The sequence below is a fragment of the Lachnoclostridium phytofermentans genome (genome assembly GCF_000733755.1).
In the GTDB taxonomy this organism is placed as follows: Bacteria; Bacillota; Clostridia; order Lachnospirales; family Lachnospiraceae; genus Lachnoclostridium; species Lachnoclostridium phytofermentans_A.
Genome location: NZ_JPOF01000003.1, coordinates 1,179,967 through 1,196,887, shown reverse-complemented (window position 1 = coordinate 1,196,887; position 16,921 = coordinate 1,179,967). Strand labels below are relative to the sequence as shown.

Here is a 16,921-nt window from a genome sequence, read left to right as displayed (position 1 = left end):
GTATCCTAAGATGGATCAAAAAATATATATGGCATTTGAAAGTGCCTTGTCAAAAGATTTAGAACAAATTATTATAAGTAACTCTTCCGATACGAATAGAGTAAGTAAAATAAAAATTCGACCGGTATTATTAAAAAAAGAACTCTTTTTTCAAGCAAGTAGCTTCTGTGGTACTAAAGTGTTACATTATAATTATGGGAAAGAAGAACTTTTAAAAGAGTTGTCCAATTGGTTTTCTGGGCTTTTCCGCCAAGTAGAGATAAAAACATTAAGCGATCAGACAACTATATTAATTAGCAAGAAAGGGACTGTTACGGTTAAAACAAAACAGCGTAAAGGAAAGGATCCCCTCTGGAATTCTAGTGATGGTTTCATGAGTGAGGGGAACCGTGAGCTAATTGATCATAACCGTAAGAAACAATACCTACTAAAAGAAGGTGTTGCGATACCATTCATGGTTGACTTAGGGATCATGAGTATTGATGGTAATGTAATAAAAAGCAAATATGATAAATATCGTCAGATGAACCGCTATTTAGAATTTATTGAAGATGTGCTACCAAGTCTTTCCAAGGAAGAAGAGATCTCTATTATAGACTTTGGATGTGGAAAGTCCTACCTTACCTTTGCTATGTATTATTATTTGAAAGAAATCAAGGGGTATCGTATTAAAATAACTGGGCTAGACTTAAAAGAAGATGTAATAAGAACATGTAATGAATTAAAGAAACGTTATGGGTACCAGGAACTTGAGTTTAGAAAAGGTGATATTAAATCTTATCAGGGAACGAATAAAGTGACAATGGTAGTTACTTTGCATGCATGTGATACCGCTACGGACTATGCCTTATACAAAGCAGCGATATGGGGAGCAAAAGTAGTACTGTCAGTACCATGTTGCCAGCATGAATTGAATAAACAGATATCCTGTGATGATTTACAACCTATATTAAAGTACGGTCTAATCAAAGAACGTATGGCAGCTTTAATGACGGACGCAATGCGAGCTAATCTAATGGAAGCACTTGGATATAAGGTACAAATATTAGAATTTATTGATATGGAGCATACTCCTAAAAACATTTTAATTCGTGCAGTGAGAAAAGGTAATCAACCATCTGCAAGAGAAATACAAGAGAATCTAAATAAACTAAAGAGTATTTTTGAATATTTAAATTGTAACTTAACATTATATCAGTTAATCACTACCACGAAAGAGTGGGCAGAAGATATAGAGGGGAAATAAGCGAAAATGAAATTAATCTATCGTATCCTAATTTTGCTTGCGATTTTCCTGGGATCTCTAACTTATTTTGGAATGAATATGGAGGAACAGATTTTTCATTTAGAAACCAAAACAATGGAAATGGAAAATGCAAAACTTCCTTATGTGACTCTATTTACTGAGGGACAGGAGATAAATTTATTACATGGCTATTGTTCAGGTCTTGACGTACTAACCGTACGTGAGTCGATTACACCGATTAATTCGTCTCAGGAGCTCTCAATTTTGATTACGGAGAAAGAAAGTGTAGTTAAGAAGTTAAAATATGAAGTGATATCTGTGGAGGATGGAAATACTTTGGAAGAGGGCTCTTCTTTGGTATTTGATAAAGAACAGGATTATAAGGTAGCTCGTTTAAAGTTTAAAGAAGCCTTAAGTAAAGATACAGAATATGTTCTTCGAATCACTTTAATTACAGATCAATCAAAGCGTATTTACTATTACACAAGAGTCAAGGTGATGGATCAATCCTATGTAACAGAAAAACTTGCCTTTGTATCAGAGTTTCATAATGCTACCTTCGATAAAGATAACGCAGGAAATATTGAGAAGTATTTGGAAACAAAACGTGGTTTAGAGGAAAAAAGCTTCGCTAAGGTTAATATCAACAGTGGTTTGGATATGGTGACTTATGGATCTTTAAAACCAAAAAAGATTTATATGCAGGTGCCGACCATTACAGAGATATCCAAAGATACAGCATCGGTCATGATTAAATTTATTGTGAGTATCGAAACAGGTAGTGGGCTTGAGTATTTTACGGTGGAGGAAAATTATCGTTTTCAGTATACTCAAAACCGTACGTATTTATATAATTATGATAGAGAAATGGAAGCAATCTTTGATGTTGATCGGACAAGTCTTGCAAAAAGCGAGTTTAAATTAGGAATTACCAATCAGCCTGAAGTCGAAGTAATAGCAAACCAAGATAAGTCCGTCATTGCCTTTGTACGTGGCCGTGAGCTATGGTCCTATAACTTGGCAGAGAATACTATGGTAAGGGTATTTTCCTTTTATCAGAATCAGACAGATTTTGTTCGTGATACATTTGACCAACATGACATCAAGATTCTAAAGATGGATGAAGCGGGTAACATTGATTTCTTAGTGTATGGATATATGAACCGTGGAGAATATGAAGGAAGAGTAGGACTTATCTTATATACCTATGATAAGACATTAGGGCGTATCGAAGAACAGATTTATATTCCAATCAATACTACTTACAATATTTTAAAAGAAGAGATTGGTAGCCTGTGTTATCGAAATGATTTTGATGTATTTTACCTTCATATTTTTGATACGATTTATTCTTATAACTTGACAACAAAAGTTTTGAAAACAATTGCAACTAATGTACCAAAGAAGAATTTATATTTTTCTTTATCAAATACATTTATTGTATATAAGGAAGACAAAAATTCTGAGGAAGATAAGATTCATGTTTTAAATCTAGAGAGTGGTGCAGCCGATGTAATATACGCTCAAAGAGGTCAGAAGCTAAAGCTACTAGGATTAATTGATAATAATATTATCTATGGTAAAATCAAAAACTCTGACATCGCGGTACATGAAGATGGAACAGTATTAGAGCCAATGTATGAGGTTTTAATTGTTGATAGTTTAGGGAATGTTAAAAAACAGTATGCAAAGGATGGATACTTTGTCACTGATGCTAATGTGGAAAATAATGTAGTGGAGCTTACCAGAGTGGAAAAAGATAATTCGGTGGGTGTGGGCTACCGCTCCACGGAACCAGACTATATCTTAAATCAATTTACCAGCGCAAATAGTAGCATTACAGTTACAAAGCGTGTGACAGAAAATATGTTAACAGAGTATTATCTTTCTCTTGGAAGAGATTATGTTATGGAAAAATTACCGGAGACTAAAACAACAGTAAATACCATTATTACAGAGGATACAACAGTACGTGTTAGTCGTCCAGAGGATTATCGTCCGTACTATATTGCCTATTCTTATGGTAAAATTATTGAATTTACCAGCGATGCTGGAAAAGCCATTCAGGCTGCAGATGAGCAGGTAGGGATTGTAATAGATCATCTTGGTAAAGTAATCTGGCAAAGGGGAGCAAAGCCAAGTAAGATGCAGCTCACTGAAGTTTCCCAGGTAACAAAGGAGAGTGGATTTACCAGTTTGCAAGCATGTATGAGAATGTTGCTTCTGTATAAAAATGCTGATGTAAATACTTCAAGCTATAATAAAAATGAGCAGACAGCAATCGAATATTTGAAGTCGCAAATGAAGGCTACACCAGTAGAACTTCGGGGAATTACCTTAGATGAGGTACTTTATTTTGTAGGAAAGCAAAGACCAGTCATTGCTTTTAAAGATATGGAGGAAGCAGTAGTAATAACAGGGTATGACAGCACATCTGTCATGGTATTAGACCCATCGTCAAGGGGAGAGAGAAGATGGACTCTAAAACAGGCGGAGGAAACATTTGAGAAAGCAGGGAGTGTCTATATTACCTATGTTGAGTAAAATGGAGGAGGATTGCAATGAAACTTTTAACAGCGGCAGTACCGTGCTATAATTCAGCAGCATATATGAGAAAGGCGATAGAATCTATATTAGTTGGTGGAGAGGATGTAGAAATCATTATTGTAAATGATGGTTCTAAAGATGAGACTGCTGAGATTGCAAGTGAATATGAAAAGCGTTATCCTACAATTGTAAAAGCAGTAAATCAAGAAAATGGAGGGCATGGGTCTGCTGTAAATGCTGGTTTAAAGAATGCGACAGGATTGTACTATAAGGTTGTGGACAGTGACGACTGGCTCGATGAGGAAGCTTTATTAAAGGTATTGAGGGTTTTAAAAGAAATGACGTCAGAGGGACGTTATGTGGATATGTTCATAGCGAATTATGTTTATGAAAAGGTCCATGAAAATAAGCAAAAAGTCATCAATTATACTTCTGCACTTCCACAACATAAAGTGTTTACGTGGGATGAGGTAGGAAATTTCCAACAGGGGAAATATATGTTGATGCATTCGGTAATTTATCGTACTGAACTCCTTAGAGAGTGCAAGTTAGAGTTACCGAAACATACTTTTTATGTAGATAATATATTTGTTTATCAGCCACTAAGCTATGTTACGTCCATGTATTATATGAATGTTGATCTTTACCGATATTTTATTGGTAGGGATGATCAATCAGTGACGGAAGCTAATATGATAAAACGTATCGATCAGCAACTTAGGGTAAATAAGATTATGATTGATTCTGTGGATGTAATGTCAATTGAAAATAAAAATCTTCAAAGGTATTTGATTAAGTATTTAAGTATCATTATGACAGTTTCCTCCGTATACTTGATTAAAGAAGGGTCAGAAGAGAGTTTACAAAAAAGAGATGATTTATGGAAATACCTTGAAGACAAGGATAGTGTACTCTATAAAAAGGTTGGCGTAGGCATCCTAGGTAAAAGTATGAAGTTTAAAACGAAAGTAGGGCATAGTATCGTTAAAATGGGTTATTCTATTTCTAAGAAAATTTTTAAATTTGGATAAAGAAATGGTGCTGTTAAGGTTATTATAAATACCTTAACAACACCATGCTATTAACGTGTATTGTGACTCGTAGTATTTTATGAAATCGATGATTTTACTCGAGCTTTTCTATTCTCGAAAATCTTTGCATAATCTGGGACATATACTACCAGATACATGACACTTGCTAATAAACCAGCACAGATAACATCAAATACTGAGTGTTGCTTTAGAAATACAGTAGACATACAAATTAAAATAGCGAGGATTACAGTAGGGATCGTGATATAGCGTTTATTCTTTAGGGAATTAGTATGGAATACTGCGATACAAACTCCGATTGAGTTGAAAGCGTGTATACTTGGGCAAACATTCGTGGAAGTATCGGTACGATAGAGGTTGCGAACAATATCGATTAAGAAGTTGTCACGTCCAATCGTTGCTAAATCTGGACGTAGGTCTTGCCCATTTGGCCAGATGGTATATATGAATAGGCAGACAGTCATACCAATAAATAAAAAAGCAGTGGACCGGTAGAATTCTTTTTTGTCTACAAACAATAAGTAACCGACTACTACAGCGATGAAGGCAAACCAGATATAATAAGGAATTACGAATAATTCATTAAAAGGGATGTAATCATCTAGTTTAATATGCACGGAATGGTAGTTTACAGTAACTGTTTTTTCTAGATAAAGAAACCATGGAGCATAGATAAAGAAATAAAGTAATACCCATGCGTGTTTATATTTTTTTATGAATGTACTCAAGAGAACACGACCTTTCTTATATGAAACATTTACTAGTATACTTTTTCGTAAATCGAAGTGATTATATCATATTTATACCTTTGGAACAATAGATTTTTAAATATTGTATTGCATAACATTATGAAAAAATTCTTAAATCTGTAAACAAATTAGCAGAAAGAGAAAGGAGTTTCAATGAAACGAGTATTTTTAATTGTCTTAGACAGTGTTGGTATTGGCGAAATGCCAGATGCCGCGAACTATAAAGATGAAGGTAGTAATACCTTAAAAGCAGCCGCAAAAAGTGAGTTTTTTTCTACACCAAATTTAGAAAAACTAGGACTTTTTCATATGGACGGGTTAACCGATATGGCGAATAATAAAGTAGTACCGCAGGCTACTTATGCAAGAATGACCGAGGCATCAAAGGGTAAGGACACAACGATTGGACATTGGGAAATTGCAGGAATTATATCAGAAAAACCGCTTCCAACATTTCCAGAGGGGTTCCCGAAGGAACTGTTAGATGAGTTTTGTAAGAGAACAGGAAGAAAGGTTATTTGTAACAAACCATACTCAGGTACCGAAGTAATTAAAGATTATGGGAAAGAGCACGTAGAAACAGGTGCATTGATTGTCTATACCTCGGCAGACAGTGTATTTCAGATTGCAGCCCATGAAAGTATAGTTCCAATTGAGGAGTTATATCGCTATTGTGAAATCGCAAGAGAACTTTGCCAGGGAGCAACTGGAGTTGGCCGTGTTATCGCAAGACCATTTGAAGGAGAATATCCGGATTACAGAAGGACTGCAAAGCGCCATGATTATTCTTTACAGCCACCGAGAGATACGATGCTAAATCAATTAAAAGAAGCAGGTTATTCTGTGCTTGCGGTTGGTAAAATCAATGATATCTTCGCGGGCAGCGGTGTTACTGAAATGGTTTATACAAAGAATAATGAAGAAGGTATCGAAGAGACATTAAAATATCAAAAGAAGGAATTTGAAGGTTTATGTTTTATAAACTTAGTTGATTTTGATATGGTATATGGTCATCGTAATGATGTGGATGGCTATGCGAAAGCATTATCTTACTTTGATGAGCAACTTCCAAGATTTTTAGAGTCAATGCAAGAGGAAGATATCTTAATGATTACTGCTGACCATGGATGTGATCCTTCTACTCCTTCTACGGATCATTCCAGAGAGTATACACCATTGATTGTCTACGGAAGTCAGATAAAAGGAAATTGTAATTTGGGTACTAGAAAGAGCTTTGCAGACATTGGGGCAACTATTCTTGAGTATTTTAATGTTCCTAGTAAAATTCAAGGAGAATCTTTCTTAGCGGATTGCATGAAAAAGTAAATATACAAAAATACTTGAAATAAGAATGGAAATCAAGTTATTTTAACAAGATAGTTTTGTGCTTTCCGTTACTCTGAAGCACAAACTTTGAATAATTAGAAGCATGCGTAGGAATGGAGAACGCTATGAAGTTAGTAATACAAAGGGTAAAAGAAGCGGCTGTAGCAGTTGATGAGAAGGTCATCGGTAAGATTTCGAAGGGATATGTTGTGCTTTTGGGTGTTGGAAAAGAGGATACCAAGGAGACGGCAGATTTTTATAGGAATAAATTACTGAAATTAAGAATATTTGAAGATGAGCAAGGTAAGACAAATCTATCTTTAGCAGATGTGTCTGGTGAACTTCTTATAATATCACAATTTACCTTGTATGCAGATGCGAGTAAAGGAAATCGTCCAAGTTTTATCAATGCGGCTGCTCCAAAAGAGGCAGAAGAACTATATGATTACTTTGTTCTAAAATGTAAAGAGCAGGGATATACGGTCGAGACAGGAAGTTTTGGAGCAGATATGAAAGTATCCTTAGTGAACGATGGCCCTTTTACTATTGTACTTGACGAATCGATTTATAAGAAATAAAGAAGTAGAGTATTCTCTCCATAGAATGTAAATTATCATACATTCTATGGAGAGTTTTTTAATCAGAATGTTAGAGTAGCTCTAATTCTCACCGGAATTAAAAAAGTCTACTGTTAATTTGCAGTTGAACGAGTATCAAAATTACGCTAACATTTCATTAGAAGCCTTATCTCATACCTATGATAAAATCGGCATACTACTTAATTCCTTATCATTATATTAACATGAAAGGGAAGTTATCTATGTATGATTAACTAGCATAGCAAGTATCTTCTATCAATTTGTCTGAGATTACATCATTAAGGTGTACAGGGAATACCTTATGTTTGATTAAGATGTCCATGATGCTGTTAACATAAGCTTTATCTTTACTGACATTTCTAACAACGGAATCATTTAATAACTCAAGATTCTGGTTGTAAAGCTCACAACGAATTCCGTATTCCCATAACTCATACTCCTCAAAGTAAGGATTTACCGAGTAGAGCAGTTCATACTTGATAGTATACTTGTCTTCGGATACAGACCATTGCTCTGGATTTACGAATTCATTGTCAACAGTTGCGGGGTTGGTTGTTTTCATTGTGTTCGACATATGTTTCATTTCTCTCCTTACGCAAACGATGGTATCATCGCTATTTTTTCAGTAACCTGTGATAGTTACTGTTTGCAACGAGCTAGGTTATCGATCCCGAGCTCACCACACATGTTTTGTGAATTTCTAACAATAACATGCTGAATTTATTATATTTTCTATTTCGACATCTTGAAATACAACTTTGGTTGATATGTCGAATAATGTAGAAAATATCATATAATAAACTTAATATTCACAGTTGTGGGCCCCCTAGTTGCCCATTATAGTAATAGTGAAGCAACTCCACGCGTGAATTTATATTGAGTTTATTATAGGCATTAGAAAGAGTCCGTTTCACAGTACCAACGGAGATACCAAGCTTTAAAGCAATATATGTATTTTTTTCTCCCTCGGCAGCGAGGATGGTTACTTGCTTTTCCCTTGGCGTTAATGACACATTACTTCCGGAATTTAATCGAACCTGTTCTGTATTATCGACGATAATGATAATAACTTTTTGTATACGCTCTTTTCGTAAAATAGGGATTAAAATCTAAAATAATAGTTAATTATCCCATAAGGGAAGGTGATAGGAGATTCTATGGTAGTTCGCTCCTCAAAAAGTTTAGCCCATTGTCTGCATGTTAATAAAGCTGATACATTAAATAAGGAATATCTTTGTAGGTACTCTGTCATTACAGGGTTGATACGCTCAATTGTAATCAGCTCTCTTGATTCAACATTTAGCACTGCAGCAGCATTGGTAGTTGCATGAAAGAGAGTGCTATATTCTTCTAATAAATCAGACATTGCCTTTTTTGCCTCAACCTCAGCGGTAATATCCTTAGCACAACAAAGAACCCACCGATAATTATGTTGATATAGCGGAACGAAAGTGACTTCAAGATGATAAGCACCGTTTTTTGGTACGCTATATTTTTTTAACTCTTGTTGAGAACATGTGTAATGAAGTGTATTGTGATATGTCTTACCGAACCCAAGTGCATGCGATACATTATTCATAAAGAAATGTAATACATAGGGTGGTACGATTTCACTTAGTCTTTTTTTCTCTTCCTGTATTTCTGAAAGGTTAAGATATCCTAAAAATGGGGTATTATATGTAGTTATCTTCAGTTCCTTTTGATTAATTAATTGAACTGTAAATAAGAGATCATTGGTAGAATTGTATAAGGTATGATTTACGTCATGAGGAAAATCTAAAGATTTTACTGCCATTGGGAGTCGAACCATCGTAGCAAAACATATGTAGTTAATCTTACTGAGATATGGAATGGATACTACCGATATAGTAAACGGTAAGAGTGTATCCTTTATCTTCACCTTCTTATAACAACGAAATGTGTTATAGTCAGAATCAAGTTTCCGAATAGCTCCCTTCAACAGTTGATAATCTTGTTCCTCAATATAAGCTCTAAATGGTATCGGAGAATCAATTGAATGGGGAATATTAAGAAGTTGACCAAAATGTTCATCGTAGTAAGATAACATTAATTCATCCTCTTTCCATATTATAGCGAACGTAGCCATATCTTGGTTATGTACATATTCGAAGCGCATCATAGACCTCCTTATAACTGAAACGCTATAGGTATTATAACATAAATATGAATTAATTACAAATAAATAACAGAAAAAGTCACAATATGGTAACAAATGATATGAAAAAAATTGTTCTATTTTGTCGAATTATGCTTTTTGAAATATTATACAGCAATATAAATAAAAATACAGAATAATTTTCGCTAATCGTGATAAATATACGATTGAAAATTTAAAAAAGGGAAATAATATTTTTTCCTTGTGATTTGCATAATAGAATAGTAATATAAAGTAATTTTTATAACAAGTACAAAAAACAGTTGAGCTATGATTTCTTGGAACAATGTTATAAAAGTCAACTATTAATGAAGAATGTCCTTTTATGCAATGATTGCTCCATAGTTTTATATTGAATTTTTTAGGGCGTAGTGTTATAATTACAAAGTCGCATTTGATTGTGATATGCAGTTGTGGCGGAATTGGCATACGCGCATGATTCAGGTTCATGTCCGGGTTCCCGGGTGTGGGTTCAAGTCCCATCAACTGCAGTATAGAAAAACAGCCATTAAATCCAGTAAAATCAAGGGTTTGATGGCTGTTCTCTTTTTAAAACATAATATAAATAGGAATTAAATTAGGAGGCTATTCATGCAGTGGGTAATGGAGAAGCGATTTATTAGAATATTATTGAAACACATTATTCTTTTTTTACTAGGAGGGCTTATCTATATTTGCATCGAGTTATTATATCGCGGAGATACTCATTGGAGCATGGCGATCGTCGGTGGTTTCGCATTTGTTTGCTGCGGTTTAATTAATGAACTGCTTAGTTGGCAGACTCCACTATGGAAACAGTCTTTCATTGGCGGGGGTGTCATTACTGTACTAGAGTTCATTTCAGGAATTATACTAAATATTATTTTAAAGTGGGATGTCTGGGATTATACAAATTATAAAATCAACCTACTTGGTCAGATTTGTTTACCATTTTCAATTTTGTGGTGTGTTATAGCAATAGTCGCAATTATCTTGGATGATCACCTTAGGTACTGGTTATTTCAAGAGGAGAAACCAAGATACAAATTTCTTAAATAGTAGTGTAAGAATAAGGACTTTATTTGCATACGAACCTTTGTATGGCTGTTTCCTATCAATTAAGCATAATAAATCTCGTCTTAATTGACAAATTAAAGAAAAGTGCTAAAGTAGAGAGATAGTGATGACGATAATATCATAAGAAGAAAGATACTGAGATATTAGATAAACAAATAAAACGAGAGAAGTAAGATAGATTTAAGTATTGCATGAAAAGAACAAAAGGAGAAAGGAGTAGTAGAATGCTAGGAAAAAAGACAAGAACGTGTAAAGTATCCAAAAGAATAGCATGTTTTAGTGCTGCACTTGTATTAGGACTAACGAATCTAGGTGGGGCACTTGGTTTACATAGTGTAGAAACAGCATATGCAGATACTGTAAATGAACCAAAAGTAATCAGTCTAAGTGCATATTATATGGGTTCTTCTGTTCTGGTTGGAGATAACATCGACCCAGAAAAATTAAAAGTTACTGCATATTATGAGGATGGTACTTCAGGTGAGGTTAAGGGTTATACATTAGCTACTACAAAAATTACTCAGGTTGGAACTAACGAGTGCATCGTCATATATAAAGGTCAGGTTGCAAGATTTTATATTATTGGGAAGACGTTGACAAGTTTTCATGCCTTCTATCATGGTTCAACCGTGAGTGTTGGAAACTCTGTTGATCTAAGGAAAATATCAGCAACAGCAGTTTATAGTGATGGAACAAGTGAAAACGTTGAGGACTTTAACATATTAAATAAAGTCATTACCTCAACAGGAAATAATACGATAACATTAACTTATAAGGGATTAACATACAATATCACTGTGTATGGCACCTCGCCCAAAGAGCTTTTAACACTTTATGCAACTTATTCTGGGGAATCTGTAATGGTTGGCGGAAGTATCGACCCAAGGAAGTTAGAAGTAACTGCCGTTTATAAAGATGGTTCTAGCGAAACCATCAATAATTACACTTTAAATCCTGATATAATAACCAAGACTGGTCTGCAACTTGTTGTAGCATCTTATCAAGGGTTATCGGCCCCATTTCAAGTAACAGGCGCACAAAAGGATATTGTCAGTATCAAGGCAACCTATAAAGGGGATCCGGTTGGGGTTGGATATTCCGTTCGTAAAAGTGATGTTGAAGTAATAGCGACATACAGTGATGGCACAAAACAGCAGATTACAGATTTTAGACTATCGTCGCCTACAATAACATATGAAGGGTATCATATCGTGATGGTTGAGGCGGGTGGAGCTTCTGCAGAGTTTATTGTTCAGGGTGTTGCAATACAAAACATTTCTTTTAATAATGCTCTGAAATTCAATGTAGCAAATGGAAAATACAAAGGTAAAGTTGAAGTTAATTTACCAAAGAATGTGAATACTAACTTATTTACAGGAGAAAGTCTACCTGCAAGCGCTGTTTCCAGAGTCCTTACACGAGCTGTTCGAAAGAGTGAATTTATAGCTTTTGAGGTAGGTATCGTTGACGATGAGGATTCTACAGATAGTGTTATTGATGAGTTTCCACTTATTATGCGTGTAACCATACCAGATGGATTTAATATCAAAGATTGCGAGCTTTACTATACACCTAATAGAAAGTCAGTCATTGGAAAAATGAATACAGATATTACTGGTACAAAGACTTTACAATGTACGATATATAATCCAGGTACTTATATCTTATCCTATAAGAAAAAATAGGATAACAAAGGGGAAACGTAGTACCTAGAGAGTATAGCGTTATGGAAGAAAATACATTCTGAGTTAAAAAAAATATTCAAAAAAGTACTTGCAATTTAAATTTAATCATGGTATATTAATATCTGCCCGTTGAAAAAGACGGGCAGTATTTAGTCAAAAATACAAATTGCAGTCGTGGCGGAATTGGCATACGCGCTAGACTAAGGATCTAGTCCGGGTTGACTGGGTACGGGTTCAAGTCCCGTCGACTGCAGTATAGCGAGAAGAACGCTCGCATTAGAAAGATTAGGATCAAGTAGAGATACTTGATCCTTTTTTGCGTGGATTGACTGGGGATAAGAGGTGTGACTGAGGTGAAATGGGCTCTTATGCAATGGTTGACAAGTTAACATCCGTCAATATAAAGGAAGAGATATGTGCAAGATGGTGTACGGATGTGCAAGTATGGGTAAGTATAAGTAAAGATTGCAGGGAAAATGGACACCTTTTGGGCACTTCATATGAGAATGCTTCATATTCTTACTTCTGTACCAGCTGAAGGAAATGGGCAGGTGGAAGGGAATTGCTTATTATACAGATGAAGTTAAAATATATAAAATAAGAGTGAGAAATTTCCATTTTATGTTGACATAGTAATAAATGAGCATTAAAATATTAACGTATAAATAAAACGCAAAGGGTGATGTAGTTCGGCGTAGCAGATGTTGCACAATCAGTAACATGGATATGACTGAAAAAGAGTAGATGAAATTAATTGAATAGGTAAGAATGGCTGTTTAGACAGCTTATTTTGTGTACCTAATGATTAATTTTATTTTACTCTGAACTATCTTCATCTTATAAGATTAGCCGTAGAGTAAAATCTACGGCTATTTTTTTGCCATGAAAGGAGAAAGAACAATGAATAGCAATTTATTTACGGCTTTGTGTAAGCCACCCATTTACACAAAAACAGAGGTCCCATTTTGGGACGATGAGTACATATCAAAGCAGATGCTGGATGCGCATCTGAATCCAGAGATCGATGCAGCTAGTAGGAGGTTAGAGTTTATCGATAATTCGGTTGAATGGATTCGGCAAATGGTTCCACCATCTGAATATCCTACTCTGATTGATTTAGGTTGCGGTCCAGGTTTATACGCTGAGAGATTTACCAAGATGGGATATCGTGTTACTGGAATTGATTTTTCAAAATGTTCTATTGATTATGCAAAGCAAACGGCTTCTAGCAAGCAACTAGATATCTCTTATAAGTATCAAAATTATTTAGAAATCAATTTGGGAGAAACATTTGATTTTGCTACATTGATCTATTGTGATTACGGGGCATTATCAACAGAGGATAGACGGATTATTCTAAATAGGGCTTATCAGCATCTAAGACCGGGAGGAAAACTTTTGTTTGATGTATTTACTATGAAAAAGTATGAAAAGGTGAAGGAACAGCAGACTTGGTGGGTATGTCATAAAAATGGATTCTGGCGAGCAGATGAACATATTGAAATGAATGCGTCTTATAAGTATTTAGATCATGTAATCTTGGATTTAACAGTAGTGATATCAAAGAATGACATAACGCCATATTATATCTGGGATACATGTTTTACGAAGGAATCATTGATTCAAGAGGTGGAACGTAGTGGATTTAAAGTTCGTGGTATTTTTGGAGATGTTACAGGAAGTATGTATCAACCAGAAAGTGAAACCATAGCAATCCTATTAGAAAAATAATAAGTATATAAAAGGCGGGCACTAATTACTTTGTCTTAGTGTCCGTCTCTCAAAGAATGGTAGAAAATAGCATATTGCTGTATAGTCTTAGTTTCTATCATAGTAAAAACTATATAAATATTAATTGGAGAAAAATGAAAACTATATTGTGAATGCAGCTGCACTTTTACCAGCGATACGGCCAAATACTATAGTATCAGTTAATGGATTACCAGTAGAAATGGCTAGGATTATTGGGGAAGCGATCAAGAATCAAAACTTTATGCTAGATAAACTTAAATACTATTGTTGATATGATTTAAATATGAAGATGTCACTACAGGCGCTTTTTCGACACTTCAAACTAGCACAAAAGCTATAATAGAACTATTCTTGCGGCACTTGGCAAGTCAATCGTCGCCAGAAGCAATGCTTGTAAAGCGGGTTTAAAGCACATATGAAGTTGTTCAAGTCCCGTCGACTGCATCATGGTGAGAATGTCACTCACCAAAACTAGGATCAAGTAGAGATACTTGGTCCTTTTTTTGATTCCATTTCTAGGATTGTCTTTGATTTTAAAGGCGATGGCTATAAAGAGAAAAAAATAAAGTATCCACGTAGAAGATAGCACCATTAGATAGATTATTTTGAAAATTCAGGTCAGATTATACAATCATAAAAAAATATATATAGACATTAAAAAAAATCATTTAGTATTGAAAAAAAATATATAGTATTAAAAAATTCATATAGTAATAAAAAAATCATGTTGTATTAAAAATATTTATATCGTCATTTAAAAAAAATCATATAGTAACAAAAGATACCATATAGTAATTAAAAAATTTAATTTAGTCTCAAAAAAAATTTTTTTTAGTTCTTAAAAATATATTGACATTTAGAAGTTTTTATAGTTAAATAGACGCGATTAAAATTACCATTAACTTTATATTGACAAAGGAGAAGCTAAAATGTTGAAAAAAATTGATAACATGAATATTAAGAACAAACTGAATTTTGGCTATTCTGTGATAATTGGATTGATGATTCTATCTGGTGTTTTCAGTATATTAGCCTTGTCGATTCTGGATGCAAATTTAAATCGCTTTATACAAGGCTCACAAAAAGCCGATACAGCGACTAAAAATTGTAGAATTAATGTTAATATAGTCGCAAGAGATTTACGAGAAATGGCACTTAATGAGGATAAGAGTGCATATAGTAATTATAAAGCCAATATTCAAGAAAAATTAAAAGGACTTGAGGAAAATTTAGAAATATTAAAGAATACTGAAGTGATTGAAGATGCTCTTTATCAGCAGTACGAGACAGCTTTGAGTGATTGGGGTAATCTTGGATATGAGATCATGGATGAAATAGAGGCTGGAAATAGAGATGTAGCTATAAATAAATTAGTGAATGAATGTGCACCAGCACTAAAAAAGGCTGCAGAGCTAGTAAACGAAATCGATCAAGTGACAGACAAGATGAAAGATAAGGCAATTAAAAGAAGTACAAATTCATTTATTACAGGTATTGTAAGTATACTTCTATTTATTATTTGTGCAGCCCTCGTTTCATCAAAAATTAGAAAACGTATTACAACCTCTATTATTACACCACTTCGCGAGATAGAAGCGGCAGCCGCTGAGTTGTCAGCTGGTAATCTCCATAGTAAGATCGAGTATCATTCAGACGATGAGATCGGAAGTTTAGCACACAGTTTGCGAGAGTCTATACATATTCTTGGTACATATGTTGATGATATTGCAAGAGCAATGCAAGAGTTTTCGGATGGAAACTTCACTGTTAAAGCTGAAGTGGAATGGAAAGGTGATTTTATAAGAATCCACGATTCCATTATGGAAGTCGAAAAAAATATGGCAGATACAATAAAAGTTATTTGCACAACTGCAGATCAAGTAAAACATGCTTCAAAACAGGTGGCTGAAGGTTCAGATGATTTTGCGAGAGGAGCAGTAGAGCAAGCGAGTATAACAGAGGAGTTAACAGCTACTATTGACACTGTATCTAACCGAGTATTTCAAAATGCAGACAATGCAAGCAATATCAGTAAAGAAGTTGAACATGTTGGAGAGGAAATTATTGGCTGCAACCAAAAGATGCAAGAACTTGTAGAAGCTATGAATAAAATTGACGAATCTTCCAGAGAAATTAGCAAGATAATAGTCGCCATTAATGATATTGCATCACAAACGAACTTATTAGCATTGAATGCCTCTATTGAAGCTGCACGCGCGGGAGAAGCAGGAAAGGGATTTGCTGTTGTTGCAGATCAAGTTAGTTTACTAGCAAGTCAAAGTGCGGAGGCTGCAAAAGAGTCTACTTCCTTAATTGAGTCTTCTGTGAAGGCAGTGCAAAGAGGTAAGTTAATAGTAGATACGACAGCAAGTCAACTAGAAAATTCAGTTGCTGATTCTAAAATCATAACAGAGAAGATTATTAAAATTGCTACAGAATTAGAAGAACAAGTGATATCTTTTACTGAAATTAATAATGGAGTTGACCATATTAATGATGTAGTGCAAACAAATGCTGCAACTTCTGAAGAGTGCGCGGCTGCAAGCAACGAAATGAGTGAGCAAGCTGAAAATCTGGAAAGTCTTATTAGCAAATTTAAAATTGCGGAATTTAACTAAAGTATTTACAATATGGTATATGGGTTAGGGGATTGAATGTTGAATTCAATCCCCTATTTTCATAATAAGGAACTAGCAAAATAGGTGGATATCTATTATATAAATTAAGAAAAGG

General features: G+C 34.6%; 13 protein-coding genes and 2 tRNA genes. 11 read left to right on the top strand and 4 right to left on the bottom strand.

The window, feature by feature from the left end; all coding sequences use genetic code 11:
- Window positions 1-10: 10 nt before the first annotated feature.
- From CC92_RS0110615 to CC92_RS0110605, 3 genes are read left to right on the top strand one after another with little or no spacing between them, the layout of a single operon-like run.
- Window positions 11-1,246 carry a class I SAM-dependent methyltransferase gene (locus CC92_RS0110615; RefSeq protein ID WP_029502908.1) on the top strand — a complete coding sequence of 412 codons (1,236 nt, stop codon included), beginning with the start codon at window positions 11-13 and terminating at the stop codon, window positions 1,244-1,246.
- Window positions 1,247-1,252: 6 nt separating this feature from the next.
- Window positions 1,253-3,790, top strand: a complete 2,538-nt coding sequence (locus CC92_RS0110610) for a hypothetical protein (protein WP_029502909.1) — start codon at window positions 1,253-1,255, stop codon at window positions 3,788-3,790.
- A 17-nt stretch (window positions 3,791-3,807) separates the two neighbouring features.
- Window positions 3,808-4,824, top strand: coding sequence for a glycosyltransferase family 2 protein (locus CC92_RS0110605; RefSeq protein ID WP_029502910.1), 1,017 nt, complete (start codon window positions 3,808-3,810; stop codon window positions 4,822-4,824).
- A gap of 77 nt (window positions 4,825-4,901) precedes the next feature.
- Here the strand turns inward: CC92_RS0110605 and CC92_RS0110600 are convergent, their stop codons facing one another.
- Window positions 4,902-5,573: a phosphatase PAP2 family protein gene (locus CC92_RS0110600; RefSeq protein WP_029502911.1), complete on the bottom strand. Its 672-nt coding sequence runs from the start codon at window positions 5,571-5,573 to the stop codon at window positions 4,902-4,904.
- A 174-nt stretch (window positions 5,574-5,747) separates the two neighbouring features.
- Between CC92_RS0110600 and CC92_RS0110595 the strand changes: the two genes are divergently transcribed.
- Complete coding sequence (locus CC92_RS0110595) at window positions 5,748-6,920, top strand: phosphopentomutase (protein ID WP_029502912.1); 1,173 nt, start codon at window positions 5,748-5,750, stop codon at window positions 6,918-6,920.
- 125 nt (window positions 6,921-7,045) lie between these two features.
- Complete coding sequence (gene dtd, locus CC92_RS0110590; RefSeq protein WP_029502913.1) at window positions 7,046-7,498, top strand: D-aminoacyl-tRNA deacylase; 453 nt, start codon at window positions 7,046-7,048, stop codon at window positions 7,496-7,498.
- A 250-nt stretch (window positions 7,499-7,748) separates the two neighbouring features.
- On the opposite strand, the gene CC92_RS0110585 is transcribed toward dtd, so the two are convergent.
- The 3 genes from CC92_RS0110585 to CC92_RS0110575 all read right to left on the bottom strand — a co-directional run bounded on the left by CC92_RS0110585 (window position 7,749) and on the right by CC92_RS0110575 (window position 9,656).
- Complete coding sequence (locus CC92_RS0110585) at window positions 7,749-8,093, bottom strand: DUF6514 family protein (protein ID WP_029502914.1); 345 nt, start codon at window positions 8,091-8,093, stop codon at window positions 7,749-7,751.
- 235 nt (window positions 8,094-8,328) lie between these two features.
- Window positions 8,329-8,532 carry a helix-turn-helix domain-containing protein gene (locus CC92_RS23635; RefSeq protein ID WP_029502915.1) on the bottom strand — a complete coding sequence of 68 codons (204 nt, stop codon included), beginning with the start codon at window positions 8,530-8,532 and terminating at the stop codon, window positions 8,329-8,331.
- 89 nt (window positions 8,533-8,621) lie between these two features.
- Window positions 8,622-9,656, bottom strand: a complete 1,035-nt coding sequence (locus CC92_RS0110575; RefSeq protein WP_029502916.1) for a hypothetical protein — start codon at window positions 9,654-9,656, stop codon at window positions 8,622-8,624.
- Between the two features lie 446 nt (window positions 9,657-10,102).
- On the opposite strand from CC92_RS0110575, the gene CC92_RS0110570 reads away from it, so the two are divergent.
- From CC92_RS0110570 to CC92_RS0110535, 6 genes are all read left to right on the top strand, one after another.
- Window positions 10,103-10,186: transfer RNA gene (locus CC92_RS0110570), tRNA-Leu, on the top strand.
- Window positions 10,187-10,286: 100 nt separating this feature from the next.
- Window positions 10,287-10,733: a putative ABC transporter permease gene (locus CC92_RS0110565; RefSeq protein ID WP_029502917.1), complete on the top strand. Its 447-nt coding sequence runs from the start codon at window positions 10,287-10,289 to the stop codon at window positions 10,731-10,733.
- A gap of 242 nt (window positions 10,734-10,975) precedes the next feature.
- Entirely contained in the window at window positions 10,976-12,436 is a 1,461-nt protein-coding gene (locus CC92_RS0110560; protein WP_029502918.1) for a bacterial Ig-like domain-containing protein, read from the top strand.
- A 168-nt stretch (window positions 12,437-12,604) separates the two neighbouring features.
- A tRNA-Leu gene (locus tag CC92_RS0110555) sits at window positions 12,605-12,689 on the top strand.
- Window positions 12,690-13,336: 647 nt separating this feature from the next.
- A complete protein-coding gene (locus tag CC92_RS0110545; RefSeq protein WP_029502920.1) occupies window positions 13,337-14,167 on the top strand; it encodes a class I SAM-dependent methyltransferase in 831 nt (276 codons plus the stop codon).
- A gap of 950 nt (window positions 14,168-15,117) precedes the next feature.
- Window positions 15,118-16,806 carry a methyl-accepting chemotaxis protein gene (locus tag CC92_RS0110535; RefSeq protein ID WP_029502921.1) on the top strand — a complete coding sequence of 563 codons (1,689 nt, stop codon included), beginning with the start codon at window positions 15,118-15,120 and terminating at the stop codon, window positions 16,804-16,806.
- Window positions 16,807-16,921: the final 115 nt, after the last annotated feature.